23 protein-coding genes are annotated in these 21,529 nt (G+C 56.4%); 20 read left to right on the top strand and 3 right to left on the bottom strand.

What is annotated here, in order from left to right:
• Window positions 1-70: 70 nt before the first annotated feature.
• From EL26_RS16435 to EL26_RS16365, 15 genes are all read left to right on the top strand, one after another.
• On the top strand, window positions 71-508 hold the full coding sequence (locus EL26_RS16435; protein WP_052036495.1) for an acyl-CoA thioesterase: 438 nt from the start codon (window positions 71-73) through the stop codon (window positions 506-508).
• A complete protein-coding gene (locus tag EL26_RS16430; RefSeq protein WP_038091341.1) occupies window positions 505-897 on the top strand; it encodes an FxsA family protein in 393 nt (130 codons plus the stop codon). Before EL26_RS16435 ends, EL26_RS16430 begins: the two co-directional genes overlap by 4 nt.
• A gap of 21 nt (window positions 898-918) precedes the next feature.
• On the top strand, window positions 919-1,845 hold the full coding sequence (locus EL26_RS16425) for a DMT family transporter (protein WP_052036494.1): 927 nt from the start codon (window positions 919-921) through the stop codon (window positions 1,843-1,845).
• A 184-nt stretch (window positions 1,846-2,029) separates the two neighbouring features.
• The gene (gene icd, locus EL26_RS16420) at window positions 2,030-3,319 is read left to right on the top strand and encodes an NADP-dependent isocitrate dehydrogenase (RefSeq protein ID WP_038091339.1); all 1,290 of its coding nucleotides are present in this window, start codon (window positions 2,030-2,032) and stop codon (window positions 3,317-3,319) included.
• 47 nt (window positions 3,320-3,366) lie between these two features.
• Window positions 3,367-4,305 (top strand): malate dehydrogenase, encoded by a 939-nt coding sequence (gene mdh, locus EL26_RS16415; RefSeq protein ID WP_038091337.1) that lies wholly within the window; start codon window positions 3,367-3,369, stop codon window positions 4,303-4,305.
• A 609-nt stretch (window positions 4,306-4,914) separates the two neighbouring features.
• Entirely contained in the window at window positions 4,915-5,844 is a 930-nt protein-coding gene (locus EL26_RS16410) for an ABC transporter permease (protein ID WP_038091335.1), read from the top strand.
• 2 nt (window positions 5,845-5,846) lie between these two features.
• A complete protein-coding gene (locus EL26_RS16405) occupies window positions 5,847-6,761 on the top strand; it encodes an ABC transporter permease (RefSeq protein WP_038091334.1) in 915 nt (304 codons plus the stop codon).
• 15 nt (window positions 6,762-6,776) lie between these two features.
• Window positions 6,777-7,808, top strand: a complete 1,032-nt coding sequence (locus EL26_RS16400) for an ABC transporter ATP-binding protein (protein WP_038091332.1) — start codon at window positions 6,777-6,779, stop codon at window positions 7,806-7,808.
• A complete protein-coding gene (locus EL26_RS16395) occupies window positions 7,801-8,775 on the top strand; it encodes an ABC transporter ATP-binding protein (protein ID WP_038091330.1) in 975 nt (324 codons plus the stop codon). The genes EL26_RS16400 and EL26_RS16395 overlap by 8 nt, the downstream gene beginning before the upstream one ends.
• 94 nt (window positions 8,776-8,869) lie before the next feature.
• The gene (polA, locus tag EL26_RS16390) at window positions 8,870-11,599 is read left to right on the top strand and encodes a DNA polymerase I (RefSeq protein WP_038091329.1); all 2,730 of its coding nucleotides are present in this window, start codon (window positions 8,870-8,872) and stop codon (window positions 11,597-11,599) included.
• Window positions 11,600-11,640: 41 nt separating this feature from the next.
• Entirely contained in the window at window positions 11,641-12,477 is an 837-nt protein-coding gene (gene mutM / locus EL26_RS16385) for a DNA-formamidopyrimidine glycosylase (RefSeq protein WP_038091327.1), read from the top strand.
• 90 nt (window positions 12,478-12,567) lie between these two features.
• A complete protein-coding gene (gene ytaF / locus EL26_RS16380) occupies window positions 12,568-13,248 on the top strand; it encodes a sporulation membrane protein YtaF (protein ID WP_038091326.1) in 681 nt (226 codons plus the stop codon).
• Between the two features lie 37 nt (window positions 13,249-13,285).
• The gene (gene coaE / locus EL26_RS16375) at window positions 13,286-13,879 is read left to right on the top strand and encodes a dephospho-CoA kinase (RefSeq protein WP_038091324.1); all 594 of its coding nucleotides are present in this window, start codon (window positions 13,286-13,288) and stop codon (window positions 13,877-13,879) included.
• Window positions 13,876-14,463, top strand: coding sequence for a lytic transglycosylase domain-containing protein (locus EL26_RS16370; protein WP_238546136.1), 588 nt, complete (start codon window positions 13,876-13,878; stop codon window positions 14,461-14,463). Before coaE ends, EL26_RS16370 begins: the two co-directional genes overlap by 4 nt.
• Window positions 14,464-14,521: 58 nt before the next feature.
• The gene (locus EL26_RS16365; RefSeq protein ID WP_038091321.1) at window positions 14,522-14,875 is read left to right on the top strand and encodes a hypothetical protein; all 354 of its coding nucleotides are present in this window, start codon (window positions 14,522-14,524) and stop codon (window positions 14,873-14,875) included.
• 108 nt (window positions 14,876-14,983) lie between these two features.
• Here EL26_RS16365 and hpt read toward each other — a convergent pair whose 3' ends face one another.
• Entirely contained in the window at window positions 14,984-15,517 is a 534-nt protein-coding gene (hpt, locus tag EL26_RS16360) for a hypoxanthine phosphoribosyltransferase (RefSeq protein ID WP_038091319.1), read from the bottom strand.
• 95 nt (window positions 15,518-15,612) lie between these two features.
• Entirely contained in the window at window positions 15,613-16,326 is a 714-nt protein-coding gene (locus tag EL26_RS16355; protein WP_193789839.1) for an ADP-heptose synthase, read from the bottom strand.
• A 111-nt stretch (window positions 16,327-16,437) separates the two neighbouring features.
• Between EL26_RS16355 and EL26_RS16350 the strand changes: the two genes are divergently transcribed.
• Window positions 16,438-17,463: a 23S rRNA (cytidine(2498)-2'-O)-methyltransferase RlmM gene (locus tag EL26_RS16350; protein WP_038091317.1), complete on the top strand. Its 1,026-nt coding sequence runs from the start codon at window positions 16,438-16,440 to the stop codon at window positions 17,461-17,463.
• A gap of 80 nt (window positions 17,464-17,543) precedes the next feature.
• Here EL26_RS16350 and sda read toward each other — a convergent pair whose 3' ends face one another.
• The gene (sda, locus tag EL26_RS24650; RefSeq protein ID WP_081857274.1) at window positions 17,544-17,684 is read right to left on the bottom strand and encodes a sporulation histidine kinase inhibitor Sda; all 141 of its coding nucleotides are present in this window, start codon (window positions 17,682-17,684) and stop codon (window positions 17,544-17,546) included.
• Window positions 17,685-18,192: 508 nt separating this feature from the next.
• Here sda and EL26_RS16345 point away from each other — a divergent pair.
• The 4 genes from EL26_RS16345 (at window position 18,193) to EL26_RS16330 (ending at window position 21,432) form a co-directional block, all read left to right on the top strand.
• Window positions 18,193-19,344 carry a citrate/2-methylcitrate synthase gene (locus EL26_RS16345; RefSeq protein WP_038091315.1) on the top strand — a complete coding sequence of 384 codons (1,152 nt, stop codon included), beginning with the start codon at window positions 18,193-18,195 and terminating at the stop codon, window positions 19,342-19,344.
• 144 nt (window positions 19,345-19,488) lie between these two features.
• Window positions 19,489-20,133 carry a CBS domain-containing protein gene (locus EL26_RS16340; RefSeq protein ID WP_038091313.1) on the top strand — a complete coding sequence of 215 codons (645 nt, stop codon included), beginning with the start codon at window positions 19,489-19,491 and terminating at the stop codon, window positions 20,131-20,133.
• 124 nt (window positions 20,134-20,257) lie between these two features.
• The gene (locus tag EL26_RS23980; RefSeq protein ID WP_052036493.1) at window positions 20,258-21,079 is read left to right on the top strand and encodes an N-acetylmuramoyl-L-alanine amidase; all 822 of its coding nucleotides are present in this window, start codon (window positions 20,258-20,260) and stop codon (window positions 21,077-21,079) included.
• The gene (locus tag EL26_RS16330) at window positions 21,076-21,432 is read left to right on the top strand and encodes a phage holin, LLH family (protein ID WP_038091311.1); all 357 of its coding nucleotides are present in this window, start codon (window positions 21,076-21,078) and stop codon (window positions 21,430-21,432) included. The genes EL26_RS23980 and EL26_RS16330 overlap by 4 nt, the downstream gene beginning before the upstream one ends.
• Window positions 21,433-21,529 lie beyond the last annotated feature (97 nt).

Below are 21,529 nucleotides of genomic sequence, written 5' to 3'. Positions count from 1 at the left end.
CGAAAACGCTCCTCAGCCGGGGAGCGTTTTTTGCGTTATAATAAACCGTATGAACAAAGGGGGCTTGAAGATGGCAGACAAGACGGTTGTCACCACGGAGTTCTCCGTGCGCTATCACGAAACGGACAAGATGGGGATCGTCCATCATGCGAACTATCTGCATTGGTTTGAAGTCGGGCGCGTGGAGTTCATGCGCCAAAGCGGGTTTCCGTACCGGCCGCTTGAAGAGGCGGGCGTGTTCTTGCCCGTGACGGAAATCTCCTGCAAGTATCATGCGTCGGCGCTGTTTGACGACGCGGTGGAAGTGCGGACGTGGATCGATTCCTACAATAAAGTACGTCTCACGTTCGCTTATGAGGTCTACCGTCTGTCGGACGGTGAGAAGCTGGTCAGCGGCAAGACGGAACACGTCTTCCAAGAGGCACAGAGCGGACATGTTGTCCGCATGCACAAGACGTACCCGGACCTGCATGCGCTGATCGTCGAACGAGCAGGAACCACGCCGTGAGCCGCGTGCTGCTTTTCGTGCTGATCGTCGTCCCCGCCTTGGAGATTTTCACGATCATCGGAGTCGGTCACGCCATCGGCGGCTGGCCGACGTTTCTCCTGATCGTGCTGTCTTCGTTGCTTGGCGCGTATCTCTTGAAAACGCAAGGCGTGCGCACATGGAACCAGATTCGCCGCGAGTTCTCGATGGGCATGCTCCCCGGAGCGTCGTTGCTCGACGGTGTGTGTGTCCTCGTCGGAGGGACATTGCTTTTGACGCCGGGCTTTCTGACCGACGTGTTCGGGCTGATCCTGCTCGTGCCGGGCGTGCGCAACGTGTTGAAACCGGTGTTGAAGATCTTGCTGTTGCGCTTGTTGTCGAAGGGTCGAATCACGTATTACCGCAGATAGTGGGAGAAGGAGCAAATCGGAATGTCTGAATTACAACTGCAAACGCCGCAACCGAACAGTAAATCACTGCCTGTGCCGCCGATTGTTTTTTTGGTGATCGGCGTGCTCGCCGTCTCGTTCTCCGCCATCATCATCAAGTGGTCGAGCGCACCGGCGACCGTGCTGGGTCTCTACCGACTCTTGATCACGTTTCTCATGCTCTGTCCCGTGCTGTTTACGCAAAAGTCCCGCGCCGAAGTTCGCGCGTTTACGCTGAAAACGTGGCTGCTCGTCGCGGCGTCCGGGGTTTGTTTGGCGTTTCACTTCATTCTCTGGATCGGGTCTTTGAAATACACCACCGTGGCGTCGTCCACGATCTTGATCACGCTGCAACCGATCTTCGTCATGGCGCTGGCGTATTTCACGCTCGGTGAGCGCACGTCCTTGCGCACGTGGGCGGGGGCGGGCATCGCGATCATCGGGAGCACCTGCATCGGCTGGGGCGACTTCCGCGTCTCCGGCGATGCGCTGTGGGGCGATCTGTTGTCGCTGCTCGGGACGCTCGCCGTCAGCGGTTATATGGTGATCGGACAATATCTGCGCAGCGCTCAGCAAGGCATGTCGTCGATGGTGTACTCGCTGTATGTGTACATTTTTGCGATCCTCGTGATGTTTTTCTACTGCTTGGGGGAAGGCTATTCACTGGTCGCGTACGACGCGCACGAATGGTTGCTGTTCGCCTTGCTTGCCGTGGTGCCGACGGTGTTCGGTCATACGCTGTTCAACTGGCTGTTGAAATACGTCAACGCGGCGACGATCTCGATGGGGATCCTCGGAGAGCCGATCGGCGCGACGATCCTTGCGTTTTTGTTGCTCGGCGAATCGGTGGCGGCGGCGCAATGGGTAGGCGGTGCCGTGATTTTGAGCGGCATCTGGCTGTTTCTCAGCTCCTCTAAAAAAATCCAGTGAGTTTCACCTGTTGAAACTCAGGTTCGAGCAATGGAAATTAGTTGTTGTTGCACGAAGTTGACGTATGGTATGATGAAACCACAACGCAATGCGTTATTTTTTCCAGATAAGTGGGTAAGGGGACTGCTGAATGCCTCCTTACCCACTCATGTATCTGTACATAGGCGAAGGAGGTCATTGTTTCATGTTTGAAAAGTACACCGCTCCGACTCAAGGTGAGAAGATCGCCATTGAGAATGGCAAACTGCAAGTACCGAACAACCCGATCATCCCGTTTATCGAAGGGGACGGCACCGGTCCGGACATCTGGAATGCGTCCGTTCGCGTGTTTGACGCGGCTGTTCAGAAAGCTTACAACGGCGAGAAGAAAATCGAATGGTTCGAAGTTCTCGCAGGTGAAAAAGCGTTCAATCAAACTGGCGAATGGCTTCCGAACGATACCCTTACCGCATTCCGCGAATACCTCGTCGGGATCAAAGGCCCGCTCACCACTCCGGTCGGCGGCGGCATCCGTTCTCTGAACGTCGCGCTCCGTCAAGAGCTCGACCTGTTTGCATGCGTTCGTCCGGTTCGCTACTTCAACGGCGTTCCGTCCCCGGTCAAGCATCCGGAACTGGTGGACATGGTCATCTTCCGCGAGAACTCCGAAGACATCTACGCAGGCATCGAGTACGCAGAAGGCACCCCGGAAGTGAAGAAAGTCATCGACTTCCTGCGCAACGAACTGGCTGTGAAGAAGATCCGCTTCCCGGAAACTTCCGGCATCGGCATCAAGCCGGTTTCCAAGGAAGGCACCGAGCGTCTCGTGCGTTCCGCGCTGGACTACGCGATCGCGCAAAACCGCAAGTCCCTGACTCTCGTGCACAAAGGCAACATCATGAAATTCACCGAAGGCGCGTTCAAAACTTGGGGTTATGAAGTCGCTGAGCGCGAATATGCAGATAAAGTCTTCACTTGGGCACAATATGACCGAATCAAGGACGCGGAAGGCACCGACGCTGCGAACAAAGCGCAAGCGGCAGCGGAAGCGGCTGGCAAGATCATCGTGAAGGACGTCATCGCCGATGCGTTCCTGCAACAGATCTTGACCCGTCCGGCTGAGTACGATGTCATCGCGACCCTCAACCTCAACGGCGACTACATCTCCGACGCACTGGCTGCGCAAGTCGGCGGCATCGGCATCGCTCCGGGCGCGAACATCAACTACGTAACCGGTCATGCTGTGTTCGAAGCTACCCACGGCACCGCGCCGAAGTACGCGAACCTCGACAAAGTCAACCCGGGTTCCGTCATCCTCTCCGGCGTCATGATGCTGGAATTCCTCGGCTGGCAAGAAGCGGCTGATTCCATCGTCGCAGCGCTTGAGAAAGCGATCGATCAGAAGACGGTCACCTATGACTTCGCACGTCTCATGGAAGGCGCAAACGAAGTGAAGTGCTCCGAATTCGCAGACGCGATCATTAAAAACCTGTAGGCACACTATTATTAACTATAGACAAGACGAAAGTGGGGTACTACAACATGACTCTGAAGCGTAAAAAAATCACCGTTGTCGGCGCTGGTTTCACCGGCGCAACCACTGCACTGTTCTTGGCTCAAAAGGAACTCGGCGATGTCGTCCTGCTCGACATCCCGCAACTGGAGAACCCGACCAAGGGGAAAGCTCTCGACATGTTTGAAGCAACCCCGGTTCTGGGTGTGGATGCCAACATCATCGGCACCTCGAACTACGAAGACACCGCAGACTCCGACCTGGTGATCATCACCGCCGGCGTGGCTCGCAAACCGGGCATGTCCCGTGACGACCTCGTCAACACCAACGCCGGCATCGTGAAATCCGTTACTGAGCAAGTCGTAAAGTATTCCCCGAACACCATCTTGTTGATTCTCTCCAACCCGGTCGACGCGATGACCTATGTGGCGTACAAAGCGTCCGGCTTCCCGAAACAGCGCGTCATCGGCCAATCCGGCGTGCTCGACACCGCGCGTTTCCGTTCCTTCATCGCGATGGAACTGGGCGTTTCGGTGGAAGACGTCACCGGCTTCGTCCTCGGCGGCCACGGCGACGACATGGTTCCGCTCGTTCGCTACTCCTATGCGGGCGGCATCCCGCTGGAGAAGCTGATCCCGGCTGAGCGTCTGGCTGAGATCGTGCAACGCGCACGCGTTGGCGGCGGCGAAATCGTGCAGTTGCTCGGCAACGGCTCTGCGTACTACGCTCCGGCAGCATCGCTCGTCCAGATGGCGGAAGCGATCCTCAAGGACAAGAAACGCATCTTGCCGTCGATCGTCCTGCTCGAAGGCGAATACGGCTATGACAACCTCTTCATGGGCGTTCCGACACTGCTTGGCGCAAACGGCATCGAGAAAGTGTATGAATTGGAATTGACTGCTGAAGAGAAAACGGCTCTCGACAAGTCGGCGGAGTCTGTCCGCAACGTCATCAAAGTCGTTTCCTAATTTTCAAAAAAATTGACCCCAGGGTGTAACCCCCGGGGTCTTTTTGTGTCTAAAGGTATACAACGGATGCACAAGTGTTCTCGCAGAGAGGAGAGAAGGAGTCGTTTCGTGTAGATTTATGGCGAATCTTCTAAGAAATATTCTAGATTCGTGACGAAATCGGTCACAAATCTCTCGCATCAATCAGATGTTTGTGTTATTGTATAACTTGTGGCTGTTTCTCTAGTAATCAGCGTTGTCGGAATCTTTTGTTGCATAAAATCTCCGTCTCTCCATAGGGATAGAGGGACGTGTCCTACAACGCGAATTTTGATTTACTTGAAAAGTCGCACAATTGACTCCGGGTATTAGGCTGAGCCTTACCATACACTCACACACAAGGTTTCACCTTTCATCTTAAGGGGGAGGAGGGGAAAACGGCGTGCGCGAAACCGGCCATGACAGCGCTTCCATTTTTTACATGACGCCGTAAAAGCGTGCCGCCATCGGAATTTGCGACACCGTCTCTAGCTTTGCCAACAAATCGCACTAGCATTCACAGAAAGAAAAAAGTAGACTAAAAGCTGAATCTAAAACGTCCAAAAAACTAATGATTTGGGAGGTGTGGTTGTGCTTAGGTTTATCCTCCGTCGATTGATCTACGGGATCATCACCCTGTGGGTTTTGATCACCCTGACCTTCATCCTGATGCATAACCTTCCGGGAGATCCGTTCGCAAACTCGCAAAAGTTGAGCCCTGAGGCGAAAGCGACCCTCATGAAAACCTATGGTCTTGACCAACCGATCTGGGTTCAGTACGGTTCTTACCTGAAGAAAATCGCAACGTTCGATTTCGGTGTATCGTTTAACTATCCGACCCGTTCCGTCAATGATGTTCTGAAGCAAACCTTCCCGACCTCTGCTGAACTCGGGATGTACGCGATTATCATCGCTGTAATCATCGGTCTCACTCTCGGGATCGTAGCTGCTCTGAACCACAACAAAGGTTGGGACTATGTCGCCATGCTGACCGCTATCATCGGGGTATCCGCTCCGGCCTTCGTAATTGGGCCGTTGCTCTCCTACTTCATCGGCGTTAAGCTCGGCTGGTTGCCGCCGGCACTGTGGAAAAGCCCTGAGTACAAAATTCTTCCGACCATCACACTGGCGTTTGGTACGCTGGCCACAATGGCGCGGATGATGCGTACCTCAATGCTTGACGTCGTCTCGCAAGACTACGTCAAAACTGCTAAATCCAAAGGTCTCTCGCGTTTTGCGGTTGTTGTCAAGCACACCATCCGTAACGCTATGCTCCCGATTATTACGATCCTCGGCGTCGCTCTCGTCAACATCACCACCGGCGCTTTCGTGGTCGAGCAAATATTCGCAGTTCCGGGGATGGGTAAGTTCTTCGTCCAGTCCATCTCTACCAATGACTACACGATGATCATGGGGATGACGATCTTCTATGCAGCCCTCTTGATTGTCGCGATCATGGTCACCGACGTTATGTACGGTGTGGTTGACCCGCGTATCCGTCTGGCGAAAGGAGGGAAGTAACGATGCAAACCGTTACCCAAGACAAATTCAAACCCGTTGTCAAAACCGGCAACAACGAGCGCGTCGTTCGTCAATCCCTCTCCTACTGGGCTGACGCGTGGCGCCGACTCAAGAAAAACAAACTTGCAATGTTCGGTTTGATCGTTCTTGCCGCCCTGACGATCCTCGCGCTCATCGGGCCGTTCCTTCAACCGTACGATTACCAAACGCAAGACTACGCAGCTCGTAACTTCGCGCCGTCCGGCTCGCACTGGTTCGGCACCGACGACCTCGGCCGCGACCAATGGGTTCGCGTCTGGTGGGGCGTTCGGATCTCGCTGTTCATCGGTATCATCGCAGCGGTGCTCGACTTCACCATCGGCGTCCTGTACGGCGGCATCTCCGCATACTTCGGCGGCCGCGTCGACGATATCATGCAGCGTATCATCGAAATCATCTACGGCTTGCCCTTCATGATCATCGTCATCCTCTTGATGATGGTAATGGGGCCGGGGATTTTCTCGATCATCATCGCGCTGGCAGCAACCGGTTGGGTCGGTATGGCTCGTCTCGTTCGCGGTCAGATGCTCTCTCTGAAAGAACAAGAATACGTTCTCGCAGCGCGCACCCTCGGTGCTTCCTCTTGGCGCATCATCCTGCGTCACTTGGTGCCGAACGCACTCGGGATCATCATCATCAACGTAACCTTCACCGTTCCGGGCGCGATCTTCGCGGAGTCCTTCCTTTCCTTTATCGGTTTGGGGATCAAGCCGCCGATGGCATCCCTCGGTTCGCTCGTATCCGACGGCGTAGCAGTCATGCGTAACTTCCCGTGGCGTCTGCTCTGCCCGTCCATCGTCTTCTCGCTTATCATGTTGTCGTTCAACCTGCTCGGCGACGGCCTGCGCGACGCACTCGACCCGAGACTTCGTAAATAGTAAGGAGGTACGCACATGTCGAACAACATTCTTGAAGTCAAAGACCTCAAGGTCTCGTTCCACACCTATGCAGGTGAGGTACACGCGGTTCGCGGCGTAACCTTCAACCTGAAAAAAGGTGAAGCACTGGCGATCGTAGGGGAATCCGGTTGCGGGAAATCCGTAACCTCCCAAGCGATCATGCGTTTGATCGCAACCCCGCCGGGCGAGATCAAGTCCACCTCGTCCATCCTGTTTGACGGCAAGACCGACATCGTCAAACTGAGCGACAAAGAAATGGAGAATCTCCGCGGTTCCGAGATGGGGATGATCTTCCAAGACCCGATGACCTCCTTGAACCCGACCATGAAGATCGGCAAGCAAATCGCCGAAGGTCTGATCAAGCACCAAGGTCTCTCCAAGCAAGCGGCTCGCGAGCGCGCCATCGAAATGCTGCGTCTGGTCGGCATCCCGAACCCGGAAGGCCGTGTGGATCAATACCCGCACCAATTCTCCGGCGGTATGCGTCAGCGCGTCATGATCGCAATCGCACTGGCTTGTAACCCGAAGCTCCTGATCGCCGACGAGCCGACCACCGCGCTCGACGTTACGATTCAGGCGCAGATTCTCGACTTGATGCGCGACCTGCAAGAAAAAACCGGCGCATCGATCATCTTGATCACCCATGACCTTGGCGTCGTGGCAGACTTGGCACAACGCGTCGTCGTTATGTACGCCGGCAAAGTTGTGGAACAGGGTTCTGTAGATGATATCTTCTACAACCCGCAACATCCGTACACCTGGGGTCTGATGCGTTCGGTTCCGCGTCTCGACAACGATGAGAAGCAAGAGCTGATCCCGATCGAAGGTACCCCGCCGGACCTGATTGCACCGCCGAAAGGTTGCGCGTTCGCAGCGCGTTGCCCGTACGCGATGGAAGTTTGCCTGGAAGCAGATCCGGACATTACCAAGATCAACTCTGGGCACAGCGCATCGTGCTGGCTTCTCCACCCGAACGCTCCGAAAGTTGAACGTCCTGTAGAAGTGGGGGGGCACCACAATGGCTAATATCCCGAACGCAGATACAATTCTTGAAGTTAAAAACCTCAAAAAATACTTCGACCTCGGCCGTGGTGCAATTCTGAAGGCAGTCGACAACGTCTCCTTCTCGATCAAGCGCGGTGAAACGTTCGGTCTGGTTGGCGAGTCCGGTTGCGGCAAGTCCACCACCGGTCGTACGATCATCAACCTGTACAACGCGACCGAAGGCGAAGTCCTCTTCAACGGCAAGAACGTGCACAAGTTGCAAGGCCGTGATCTGAAGCAATTCAACCGCAAGATGCAGATGATCTTCCAAGACCCGTACGCGTCCCTCAACCCGCGTATGACGGTCGGCGACATCATCGGCGAAGGCATCGACATCCACAACCTGATGTCCGGTCGTCAACGCCAAGAGCGCATCTACGAACTGCTCGAAACCGTTGGTCTGAACTCCGAGCATGCGTCCCGCTTCCCGCACGAATTCTCCGGCGGTCAGCGTCAACGTATCGGCATCGCGCGTTCCCTCGCGATCGAGCCGGAATTCATCATCGCCGACGAACCGATCTCTGCGCTGGACGTATCCATCCAAGCACAGGTCGTCAACTTGATGAAACGCCTGCAAGACGAACGCGGTCTGACCTACCTGTTCATCGCCCATGACTTGGCGATGGTCAAGCACATCTCCGACCGCATCGGGGTTATGTACCTCGGCGCTCTGGTGGAAGTTGCGGAAGCGAACGAACTGTATCGTAAGCCGATGCATCCGTACACCGAAGCTCTGCTTTCTGCGATTCCGATTCCGGACCCGGAAATTGAGCGTACCCGTGAGCGCATCATCCTCGAAGGCGACGTTCCGTCTCCGGTGAACCCGCCGTCCGGTTGCCGTTTCCGTACCCGTTGCCCGAAGGCAATGCCGGAATGCGCAAACGTGACCCCGGAACTCAAGGAAGTAGAACCGAACCACTTCGTTGCTTGCTTGTTGTACAACAACTAAGTCAAAGTGAAGACCGGAAGAAAGCACACCCACAGCGGTGTGCTTTTTTTTATGTTACAATAGTTATTATCTATGGACTGGACGAGGTGGAATCATGAGCCAAGAGAAAAAACTGATCTTGATCGACGGCAATTCGATTACATACCGCGCGTTTTTTGCACTCCCGCCGCTTTCCAACAGCAAAGGGCAGTTCACCAATGCAGCGTTTGGTTTTACGCAGATGTTGTTGCGTCTGTTGCAAGACGAAAAACCGACACACTTGGTCGTCGCATTTGACAAAGGCAAAGCGAATTTCCGACATGAAGTGTTCTCAGAATACAAAGGCACCCGTGAAAAAACACCGGGTGAACTCCGTGAGCAATTTCCTATTGTCCGGGAAATATTGCAATCCTTCGACATCCCGTATGTTGAAATTGATGGATACGAAGCGGACGACATCATCGGTACGCTGACCAAACAAGCGGAAGCGGAAGGGTACGATTCGCTGGTGGTCACGGGCGATAAAGACTTGCTTCAGATCGTCTCCGATCACGTCACCACGATGCTTACGCGCAAAGGGATCACCGAAACGGAGAAGTACGGCATCCCGCAAGTCCATGAACGCTACGGTTTGACGCCGCAGCAGATCATCGACCTCAAAGGGTTGATGGGGGATACGTCCGACAACATTCCGGGGATTCCGGGCGTTGGCGAGAAGACCGCGCTCAAACTGTTGGCCCAGTACCCGTCGGTCGAAGAAGTGCTCGCTCATGCCGACGAAGCGCCGGGCAAGAAACTGCAAGAGAAGTTGAAAGAGCATGCCGACTCGGCGCTTCTTTCCAAGAAACTCGCGACGATTCTGCGCGAAGCCCCGCTTGGGGACGTCGATCTGGAGAGCTATGCGTTCAGCGGCTATGACGCGGGCAAAGTTCGCGACAAGTTCAAAGCGCTTGAATTCAAGTCCCTGCTGGATCGTCTGCCCGCAGGCGGTGCGGAAAGCGAGTCGGACGAACCGGCGGTACAGGCGCAACCGCTCGTGGAAGCGGAAGTGATCACGGAAGAACGCGTGGGACAAGTGCTCGCGGAACTGCCGAGCGAAGTCGGCGTGTGGCTTGATCTCACCGGCAACTACCAATTGGGCGATCTTCACGGCATCGCGTTTGCCACGAAGGAGAAAGCGTGGTACTTGCCGCTCGCTGAAGCGGACGGAGCGGGGACGTCTGTTGAACCTTCCACCGACCGTACGGGCGAAGTGCGCTCCATCATCCCGACGGCCGTTCGTGATTTTTTGGCGAATACGGACAAGCAGTTGGTGTTTTTTGACCTGAAAGCGGCACTTGTCGCGCTGCGTTCGCATGGTGTGGAGTTGAACTGCAAAGCGTTCTGCACGTTGCTCGGCTCCTATCTGCTGAACCCGTCTGACGGGGCACCGGACCTCTATGACATCATCGACCGCCATGTCGGCTGGAAGCTCTCGGCGCTCCCGACCGGCACCGCGAAGAAAAAAATCGAAGTAAGCACAGCTGACCGCGCCGCGCACGCAGGAGCTGCGGCCGCCGCCAACGCGCTGATGCAAGATCGCCTCGTCGAAGCTCTGCGCGACAAAGAACTGCTCCCGCTCTATCAAGATCTCGAACTGCCGCTCACGTATGTTCTCGCCGGCATGGAAGCGGTCGGCGTGCGCATCGACACCGACGAGTTGCGCGCCATCGGCGACGATTTGAAGCAGCGCATCGAACTCCTGCAAGCGGAAATCTGGGAGCTCGCAGGGGAAGAGTTCAACTTGAACTCTCCGAAGCAACTCGGCGAAATCCTGTTTGAAAAACTCGGCCTCAAAGGTTCCAAGAAAACCAAGACCGGCTACTCCACCGCAGCCGACGTGCTGGAAAAACTCGCGCCGTTCTCTCCGGTCGTCGCGAAGATTCTCGAGTTCCGCCATCTCGGCAAGTTGAACTCCACCTATGTAGAGGGCCTGCTGAACGCCGCTCGCCAGCAGGGAGAGAGCCATTACCGCGTGCACACGCAGTTCAACCAAGCGCTGACCGCAACGGGCCGCCTCTCCTCCACGGAGCCGAACTTGCAAAACATTCCGATCCGCACGGAAGAGGGCCGTCGTCTGCGCCATGTGTTCGTGCCGTCGAAGCCCGGCTGGAAGATCCTCGCCGCCGACTACTCGCAGATCGAACTGCGCATCCTCGCGGACATCGCGGGCGATGAAAACATGATCGACGCGTTCGTCAAGGACATGGACATCCACACCCGCACGGCGTCCGACGTATTTGAAGTGGCGCCGGAGGAAGTTGACGCGAACATGCGCCGGGCAGCGAAAGCGGTCAACTTCGGGATCGTCTACGGCATCTCCGATTTCGGCCTCTCGCAGAATTTGAACATCTCGCGCAAAGACGCGGGCCAGTTCATCGAGAACTACTTCGCGAAATTCTCCGGCGTGAAACGCTGGATGGACGAGATCGTCGAGCAAGCGCGCCAAGACGGCTATGTAAAAACCAAACTGGGCCGCATTCGCCAACTGCCCGACATCAACGCGTCGAACTTCAACGTCCGCTCGTTTGCGGAACGCACGGCGATGAACACCCCGATCCAAGGCACCGCCGCCGACATCATCAAAAAAGCGATGGTCTCCGTCGACGAAGCTCTGAAACGGGAACAGCTCTCGGCAACGATGCTCTTGCAGGTGCACGACGAATTGATTTTTGAAGTGCCGGAAGAAGAGATCGAAGCGCTCTCGGCGCTGGTGCGCCGCGAAATGGAAAGCGTGCTGCCCGATCTCAAAGTCCCGCTTAAAGCGGACCTCAACGTCGGCGACACGTGGTATGAAGCCAAGTAAAGACCAAGCAGAGTCAGTCACCTGGAAAGGAAGTCAGCACCATGCCGGAATTGCCAGAAGTCGAAACCGTTCGGCGCGGCTTGGAAGCGCTCGTCGTCGGCAAGACGATCGAGCGCGTGACCGTCACGCTCGGACGCATCATCCGCAAGCCGGATGACATCGAGGAGTTCAAACTGATCCTGCAAGGCTTGACGATCGAGGAAGTCAAGCGCCGCGGCAAATACCTGCTGTTTGGCGTCGGCCCCTACACGCTGGTCTCGCACCTGCGCATGGAGGGCCGCTACGGGCTCTACAGGGCGGATGAAGAGGTGGAGAAGCACACGCACGTGATCTTCCACTTCACCGACGGCACGGAGCTGCGGTACAAGGACGTCCGCCAATTCGGTACGATGGACGTCCTGCCGCGCGAAGATTTTTCCGAACTGCCCGGTTTGCATGAGTTGGGACCGGAGCCGCTCGACGAGTCGTTTACGCCGGACGTGCTTCGCAAGCAGGTGCACAAGAGGCGCAGCGGCAAGATCAAAGCGCTGCTGCTCGACCAGACATTTGTGGCGGGCCTTGGCAATATCTATGTGGATGAGGTGCTTTTTGTTTCGGGCATCCATCCGGAGGCGAACGTGACGAGACTTACGGACGAACAGATCGGCAAGCTGCAACGGGCGATCGTTGATGTGTTGACCCATTCGGTCAACCTCGGCGGGTCGTCGATCAAGTCCTACGTGAACGGCTACGGAAGCGAAGGGCAGATGCAGCACGAACTGCGCGTGTACGGACATGAGGGAGAGCCGTGCCCGGTCTGCGGCACGGAGATTGTGAAATCCCGTGTGGCGGGCCGGGGCACGCACTTCTGCCCGACGTGCCAGCCGCAACCGGACTGATTCCCCGGTTGTTGTCCCCCGAAGGTGGAACACCCTTTCTCTCTCGGATGCATATCGTGGTTGCATAAGTCGAGGGAAGGAGGAGACAGCGTGTTTCACGTGGTTTCCCTGTTGGTTCTCGCGTTTGCGGTCTCGCTGGACGGCTTTGGCGTCGGCGTGACGTATGGATTGCGCAAGATTCGGTTTCCTCTGTGGTCCTTGCTCATCGTGACGGCGTGCTCCGCCACGATGATTTTGATTGCGATGCAGGTCGGCGGCGTGCTGTTGCAGTACGTCTCGCCGCAGGTTGCCAAAGACCTCGGCGCCGTGATTTTGATCGGGGTCGGCTCGTTCGCAATTTACAACCTTGTGACACAGAAGGAAAAAGAACCCGTGGAGGAGAATGGAGTCAGTGTCGTCTCTCCCGCTGAAGGTGAAATACCGGAGAAAAAGACGGTGCTTCGTCTGGAGTTGAAGAAGCTCGGCTTGGTCATTCAGATCTTGCGCACTCCTTCTTCAGCCGACGTGGACCGTTCGGGGGACATTTCTGTGAAGGAAGCGCTGGTGCTGGGATTCGCCCTGTCGATGGACGGATTCGGCGCGGGGATCGGCGCGTCGCTGGTCGGGTTTCAATCGACTTCGACGGCGCTGACGATCGCGGGCATGGGCTTGCTGTTCATCTACTCGGGGATCAAGATCGGCACCCGGTACGCCGATGTGCGTTTTTTGCAGCGGATGGCGTTTCTGCCGGGGGTGATGTTGATTGTGATCGGCATCAGCAAATTTTTCTAGCCACTATACTTGCAGCTGCTTGGAGGAACGTTACGTGATGATCGCAGGGTTGACCGGATCGATAGCAACGGGCAAAAGCACCGTCTCCGCCCTCTTTGAAGCACTTGGCGCCGTGATCATCGATGCTGATAAGATCGTGCGTCAGGTGCAACAACCGGGGCAACGGGCCTATGAAGATATTGTAGAAGCGTTTGGGGAGGAGATTTTGCTTCCCGACGGGGCTTTGGACCGCGCGAAGTTGGGCGCGTTGGTGTTCGGCAACGATGCCAACCGCCAGAAGCTCAACGGGATTGTACACCCGCGCGTTCGCGAAGAACGCGACCGCCAAACGCAGGAAGCTCTGAAGCAAAACCCCCGTGCCGTGATCATCTGGGACATTCCGCTGCTGATCGAGACGGGGATGCACAACCAAGTGGACAAAGTCATCGTGGTGTACGTGGACGCAGAGACGCAGTTCTCGCGTCTCTTGTCGCGGGACGAGCTTTCCGAAGAAGCGGCGAAACAGCGGATCGCCTCTCAGATGCCGATCGAGGAGAAGAAGCAGTACGCCGACTACTTGATCGACAACCGGGGGACGCTGGCGGAAACGGAAGAGCAAGTCCGCAAGATCTGGGAGGAGTTGGCAGAGTGATCTGGCCGCGCATCTCGTGGGCGTTGACACCGAAAGCGAAGAGGAAGATCAGCATCTTGGGCTTGCTGTTGCTTCTCGTGGTCGTGGTGGTCAGTTCGAACACGTTCTGGCGGTTTCTCTACCCGTTGCACCATGAGGAGTACATTCGGACGGCAGCGGCGAAGAACGGGGTGGACCCGTTGATGGTCGCGGCGCTCATTAACGTGGAAAGCAAGTTTAAAACGGAGAACGTCTCGCACGTGGGGGCGGTCGGCTTGATGCAGTTGATGCCGGAGACGGCGACGTGGGCAGCCGAGCAGAGCGGTTTGCCCTATGACGGGCCGACAGACCTCGCCGATCCGCAGCGCAACATCGAACTGGGGTCGTGGTACCTGGCGTATCTCAAGAAGCAGTTCGACGGCAACTGGGTCGCCGCTGTGGCAGCGTATAACGGCGGTCCCGCGCGCGTGCAGGGGTGGATGCAAGACGGTGAGTGGGACGGAACTCTCGACACGTCGGACAAGATCCCCGTAGGCGAGACGCGCCATTACGTGCAGCGCGTGTTCTTCAACTATGAGAAGTACAAGAAGCTCTACGCGCCCTGAGCATTTCCAGCATAGGGCGCGCTCTCTCGTCGGACACTAGCGAGAGGGAGGGATGCACATGGACAACCAGAACCGAGACAACCAGAACCGCGAGAACCAGTTGAAAGTCATGGCGAAGGACGTTCACTACAACGAAGTCCGCGAACTGACTCACGAGGACTTCGAGCACAACTTCCTGCGCGGCGACGCCATCGACGCCACCACCCGTGGCAGCGTGGATGACTACGAGCTCGACCGTCTGACCGCCAGCCGCGAGGATGAAGGGTACGACTCGCTCGCCGAACTGCCGATGACGGTGAACATCCAAGAGCCCGGCAACGACGGCATGGTCCAAAACGCCACCGTCAACCGCGACTCGTACGGACGCGGGCTGGAAGGCAAAGGCTTGATCTCGGAACAAGAGGCCGACTAACGAACGAATCCCCCCGCCGATGGCGAGGGGATGTTTTTTCAAAGCGCCGAAGTACGAGAACTACGAAGAAACCCCCCGCGGCGGCGGAGGGGTTGTTTTGCTTGGCGACTACTCTTCAACTGTTTCGCGGACGAAGATGTAGGGGAGGTTGCGGGCGTAGTCCCCGAGGTTAAGGCCGTAGCCGGCCACGAACAGGTCTTCGATGGTGTAGCCCGTGTAGTCGAGTTGCACGTCCACTTTGCGGCGCGACGGCTTGTCGAGGAAGGTGCAGGTTTTCAGCGTGCGCGGGTTCTTCTGCTTCAAGTGCTCCACGACGCCGCGCATCGTGATCCCGGTGTCGAGGATGTCGTCGACGACGAGCACATCCTTGCCTTCGATGTCGGTGCGGACATCGTGAACGATCTCGACGCGGCCGGAAGAAGTTTCATCATGACCGTAGCTGGAAGTCGTCATGAAGTCGACGTTGACCGGCATGTCCATTTCGCGCACCAAGTCTGCGGTGAAGATAAAGCTGCCGCGCAGAAGCGATACGACGACGACTTCGCCGTCCTTGTATTCGGCAGACAACTGCTTGCCAAGTTCCGCCACGCGCTGTTGGATTTGTTCCCGGCTGAACAGAATTCGATCTCGGGTTTGTGCCATTGAGGATACTCCTCCCTATGTACGGGTTCTCAGTTGTTTGTGGGTTATTGTAACACAAGCCCATGAAAAAAACACCCCGTGAGCGGGGTGTCTCCCTAGCGCCAGAGCAACGAGAGCAAAGAGCCTGCCAAGATGACGAGCAGGCCGCCCAAGATGTAGGGAAGCAAGCTGTTCTCTTTTTTCTTCTCAGGCGGAGCGGATTGGGCGGCCGCGCCCTCCTCGGCTTCATAGCTCTGCACCGGCTCTTCTGCGATCCGCAGCGGCTCTGCGTCCGGCAGTGCTTCGCTGTCAAAGCCGCCTCCCAAGCCGTCCAATTCCGGAGCGTCCTCGATCAAAAAACCGAAGTCCGCCACATCGACGACCGTCACGGGAGCCTTCGACGAGACCACGCGCTGTTCAAATTCCAACTGGTCGGAGATGATCGGCACCCCTTCGCGGCGGGCGAGCAACAGCAGCTCGGTTTCGACCGGATCGAACGTCTCGCCGTACTCGGCGTTGTCGATCGAGAAGACCACTGTGAAGGTGACATGTTCAGAAAAAAGGATCGGCGAGGACTTGGTCCACGGCACGCGGAGGATTTTTTCCATTTTCTTCTTGACTAGCGGCTGTTCGAAAAACTCGATCAACCCGCGAACGTTCTGTTTGACCAGTTCGTTCTGCAGGGGGTCGGTGACGATCTGGTCAGATTCGAGCAGTTCGTAGAGTTCCATGACCGTCGAATACGGGATGAGGTATTCGACAGGTTCGCTCGGGTACAACAGCTCGACGAAGATCGCGAACAGCACCGGTTCCAATACGTAACGTTGCATTCGCAACACTCCTTCGAAAAAAGCATAGCGGAGGAAGGGGCGCGTTGCAACCTTTTTCTTCCGAATTTGTTATACTAGGAGGAATGAACAACTACCGCACAGGAGGACGACATGACGAATCGCTTGATCGGCACCACGAATCACGGGTTCGCGCAGTACGCGCAAGAGGAGATTCGACGCTTGGTTCCCGGCGTGAAATTCAGTGTTTTGGAGCCGGGGGAAGTGTTTTTGATACATACGGATATTTCTATAGTAGAAATGCAGGAGAAGCTGCGCGGGCAGGAACCGATCTTCCTGCGGCATGTGCAGCCGGTGACGGAGGAGTTTCCGATCACGAAGACGCGCGCCGATTTGGAGGAACTGATCGAGTTTGTGCAGGGTCTTGGCGGCGTGTTTGCGCCGGGTGAGAAGATCGCCGTGCAAGTGCGCAAGACGGCGGGGGTGAAGCCGGAGTACACGCCGTACGGGGTCAAGGAAGCGCTCGACCCGATTCTCGTGCAAGCGCACGGGGTGGAGCCGGTCGTGCGCGGCGAGGACCGCGTGATTTCGATCTACTTGGGCAAAGAGGCGCTGTATTGGGGGATCTCGCGGCCGGAGGACAACCTGTCGGATTGGTCGGGAGGCGCGGTGCGCTACAAGCAGGAGGAAGGGCAAGTGTCGCGGGCGAAGTTCAAGCTGCTCGAAGCGGAGGAGCGGTTCGGGTTGGATTTCGCGTCGTTTGAGCGGGCGCTTGATATCGGGGCGGCGCCCGGCGGGTGGAGTTCGTTGCTCTTGGAGCGCGGGCTGCAGGTGACGGCGGTCGACCCCGGCCACATGGACGCGGAGTTGGCGAAGCATCCGAAGTTGACCCATCTGAAAAAAAACGCCGGCGACGTGCAGTTTGGCGAGGAGGAGTTCGACTTGCTGGTGTGCGACATGAGCTGGAGCCCGAAACAGATGAGCAAACTCGTCGCCGATCTGCTCTACAGCTTGAAGCCCTCGGGCACGGCGGTCATCACCGTCAAACTCATGCACGGCAAACCGTTCCAAACGGTGAAAGAAACGATGCAAACCTTCGAGGGCAAACTGGAGCTCATCCAAGCGAAACAACTCTTCCACAACCGCGAAGAACTCACGCTCCACCTTCGCAAAAGATAAAGAGAAAAGACCCGTCTTCCGGAGGACGGGTCTTCTCTGTGCTAGGAACGACTGAATTCAAAAGGGTTGCGGACGGTAGGTTACGATGCAATCGTGACGGAGACTGCGAGGCCGCGAGCGTGAAGCTCTTGATGCAGCAGCTCGATAAACTGCTTGTCAAGTTTCTGCTTCACCGCATTCTGATAGGCCTCGAGAAGATATTCATCGTTAAGCAAATGCATATCGGTTCACCCCACAGTCTAGTCTCGTACTCTACCAATCCTCGCGCGAGTTTGGTTGTGTACTGACTATAACATGAGAAGCAGAAGCGAACAAGCGTTCTACTTATCCACACTACCCTGTGTATAGCTTGTGGGTACCTTGTGGACGAACTGTGGAAAATGCTTCCTACCCCACTCACAGCCCCGTGGAATACTGGGTATAAACTTATCCACATTTTCCACGATTCGACTTCTTCCACTGGAAAAAAATATTTTTCGACAGACGAGGACATAAAAATCAACGTCTGTCACACCCTAATCCATAGCGAAACTGACTTCAAGCAAGCGTTTTCGTGACCTATCCCGTGAAAGTGTACCGGATATCGGAGTATATGCGGAGAAAATGAATGAGAAACCATTCAGAAGCGTTCGACCGACCAGACTAATTCCTGTATAATAAGTAACATCGACATAATATTGACAAGTTAGTTGCATATTTCATGCGATATACATCTTGGAGGTGTCTTCAATGTCTGAAACGAAAGCAAAAGCTGGTCTGCAAGACATCGTAGCCGGCGAGTCTTCGATTTGCCTGGTCGACGGCAAGCAAGGCCGTTTGGTCTATCACGGATATGATATCAACGATCTGGTGGGCAAAGCTTCTTTTGAAGAAGTGATCTACCTGCTCTGGCACGGCAAACTGCCGAACCAATCCGAACTGAACGAACTCGACGCGGAACTGAAGAAAAACCGCGAGATCCCGGCTGACGTGATGGCGCTCATCCAAGGCCTCGTCAACAACCCGGCGAACCCGTCCGGCATGGAAGTTCTGCGCACGGTCGCTTCTTACGCGGGCGCTGTCGACGCAGACAAATCCATGAACCGCGACACTCACCTCAAGCAATCCGCGAAACTCGTTTCGCTGATGGCGTCGGCAACCGCTGCGTACGGCCGCCTCAAAGCAGGCAAGGACTACGTCGCACCGCGCACCGACCTCGGCCATGCGGCGAACTTCCTCTATATGCTCAACGGCCAAGAAGCGGACGAATTGGCTGTCGAAGCGTTTGACGTGGCGCTCATCCTCCATGCGGACCACGAGTTCAACGCTTCCACCTTCACCGCCCGCTGCACCGTGGCAACGCTCTCCGACGTCTACTCCGGCGTCACTTCCGCAATCGGCGCTCTCAAAGGCCCGCTGCACGGCGGCGCGAACGAAGACGTTCTGCGCATGCTGATGAAGATCGACTCGGTCGAAGGCGCAGAAGCAGGCATCAAAGACCTGCTCGCAAACGGCGTGAAAGTTCCGGGCTTCGGTCACCGCGTGTACCGTTCCTACGACCCGCGCGGCCTCGTGCTGAAGCGTTACGCGAAGGATCTGACCGCCAAGAAGGGCAACACCAAGTGGTACGAGATGACCGAGATCGCAGAACGCGTCGTTCTCGAATACTTCGCTGCCAAAGGCAAAGACCTGAAATACAACGTCGACCTCTACTCCGGTTCGCTTTACAACGCGATGGACATCCCGGTCGAACTGTTCACCCCGCTGTTCGTGATGTCCCGCGTCTCCGGTTGGACCGCGCACATCCTCGAACAGTACGCAAACAACCGCATCATCCGTCCGGTTGCCGATTACGTCGGTCCGGTCGACTTGAAATTCGTGCCGATCTCCGAACGCGCGTAAGCTGTTTCTTATAAAAAGAGCTGCCGCAGAAAGCCTCTGTCCTTACGACGGGGGCTTTTTCTTTGTATCTGTTCTCGGAAAAAAGGAAATCTTTTGTTATCCGTTGAATATGTAGAAGAGGGTACGAAGAAAGGGGCGTCTATCGTGATCGTTCAACAGCTGAAATTGGAAGAACACAAAGTCATCACCATCGAACCGACAGCGAGCCTCAAGGAACTGCTGGAAGTTCTGGAGCGTTGCGGCTATCAACATATCCCCGTCGTAGCTGACGGTGTTTTCTACGGCATGGCCGGGTACAGCGAAGTCTACAAAGCGTTTTTTGACTCCGCGCTCGACAAGCAGGCGTTTCTGGCCGGAACCAAAGTCGAATCCGTGACCATCAACAAGAACGCGACCATCTCCGAAGAGGGCAACATGGAAGAGATCTTCAAGAAGATCGACTACGTGCCGTTCCTCGCGGTGCTGGACGGGGAGAGCCACTTCAACGGCATCCTGCTCAAATCCACCCTGTTTGACATGCTGCGCGACGCGCTGGGCATGCACAAACCGGGCATCCGCTTGACCGTCTCCATGCCGGAGATGAAGGGCGTGCTCGGCAAATTCTCCGAAGTGGTCAAGGATTACTCCAACATCTTCGGGATGCTCGTCCTCGACGACAACACCAATTTCGGCTACCGTCGCGTCTCGTTCAAAGTGGCGCCGGAAACTGACATCGAGGCGTTGACGGAAGATCTCAAGCACATCGGCGTGCGCGTCTTCCATGTCACCCCGGTCGTCCAGTCGATCTAACAACCATTCGGTTCCGTCCTTACCAAAAAGCGACCTGTCCTCTGCGGAGGGAGGTCGCTTTTTTACACGTACTGGGCACTTGGTGCATATCTTAACCTCAGACGAAGCACGAGGAGGGATGAGTATGCCGATTGTCGTTCTTGACCCCGGCCACGGCGGGATCGACCCCGGTACCGCCGGCAACGGGTATCAAGAAAAAATGCTCGTGCTGCAGACGAGTTTGCTGCTGCGCGATGCCTTGCGCCGCTGCGGGTTTCAAGTGATCATGACCCGTGAGTCCGACACGCTGCCGCTGCCGGGCGGTTCGATCGCCGACGATCTTGCCTACCGGGCGCAACTGGCGAACCAAAACAAAGCCGACTTGTTTGTCGCATGGCACGTCGATTCGGCATCGTCATCTGACGTCAATGGCGTGGCGGTGTGGATTCACCCGTCCACGCGGGGGACGCGCACCGAGCAGTGGGCGCAGGCGATCGCAAACGGGATCGCCGCCAACACGGGGCAGAAAAACCGCGGCGTCTACCTCGGCGACTTCGCTGTTTTGCGCGACACCGCGATGGATGCCGTGCTGGTGGAGTCCGGGTTTATCACGAACCCCACGGAAGCCGCGAACCTCGCCGACACGAGCTTCCAGATGCGCGAGGCGGAAGGAGCGGCACGGGCGATCTGCGGGATCTTCAACATCCCGTACAACGCTCCGGTGCCGTCCGGGCAACCCGGCACGCCCGTGCCGACTCCGGCACCGACGCCGCCGCATGCTCCCACGCCCGCCGAACCGTGGCCGCAATGGGCGCGAACGGCGATCCGGTTCATGATCGACAACGGGATCATGATCGGATTCCCGGACGGCACGTGGAAGCCGGATGGAGCGGTCACGCGCGCCGAGATGGCCGTCGCGCTGGAGAAGCTCTATGAGTTCATTCGCAGAGGAGGCGCGACCGGATGAGTGATGCCTGGCTGCAACTTGTCGACCAAGGAGCTGCCGTGCTGCTGCAAATTGCCGTCCTCGCCGCTTTGCTGTTCCTCAAAAACCTGAAAACACGCCTCGAAACGTACTATACCACGCACACCAGCGCGCAAGAGCGGCAGATGTTGGCGCAGTTTGGGCGCGAGGCGTTCGCGTACGCGGAGACGGTCTACCGCGACTACGACGGCCCGGCGAAGATGAACGAAGCGATCAAGTACCTGCTCGACACCGGAGCCAAGTACGGGATGCAAGACCTCCCGCTCACCGAAGTGCGCGCCGTCATCGAATCGGCGTGGCTCGACGACAAACGCAAAACCAGTTCTGCATCGTAACGAAAATTGAACAAAAAAGCTCTCTCGTCACGATGATGTGCACCCCTTAAAATAGACATTGAGAAAAGACCCCTCAATGGTAATCTATTTTAGGGGG

It is taken from the genome of Tumebacillus flagellatus, assembly GCF_000714935.1.
Lineage (GTDB): Bacteria > Bacillota > Bacilli > Tumebacillales > Tumebacillaceae > Tumebacillus > Tumebacillus flagellatus.
This window is presented reverse-complemented; position numbering and strand designations above follow the sequence as displayed.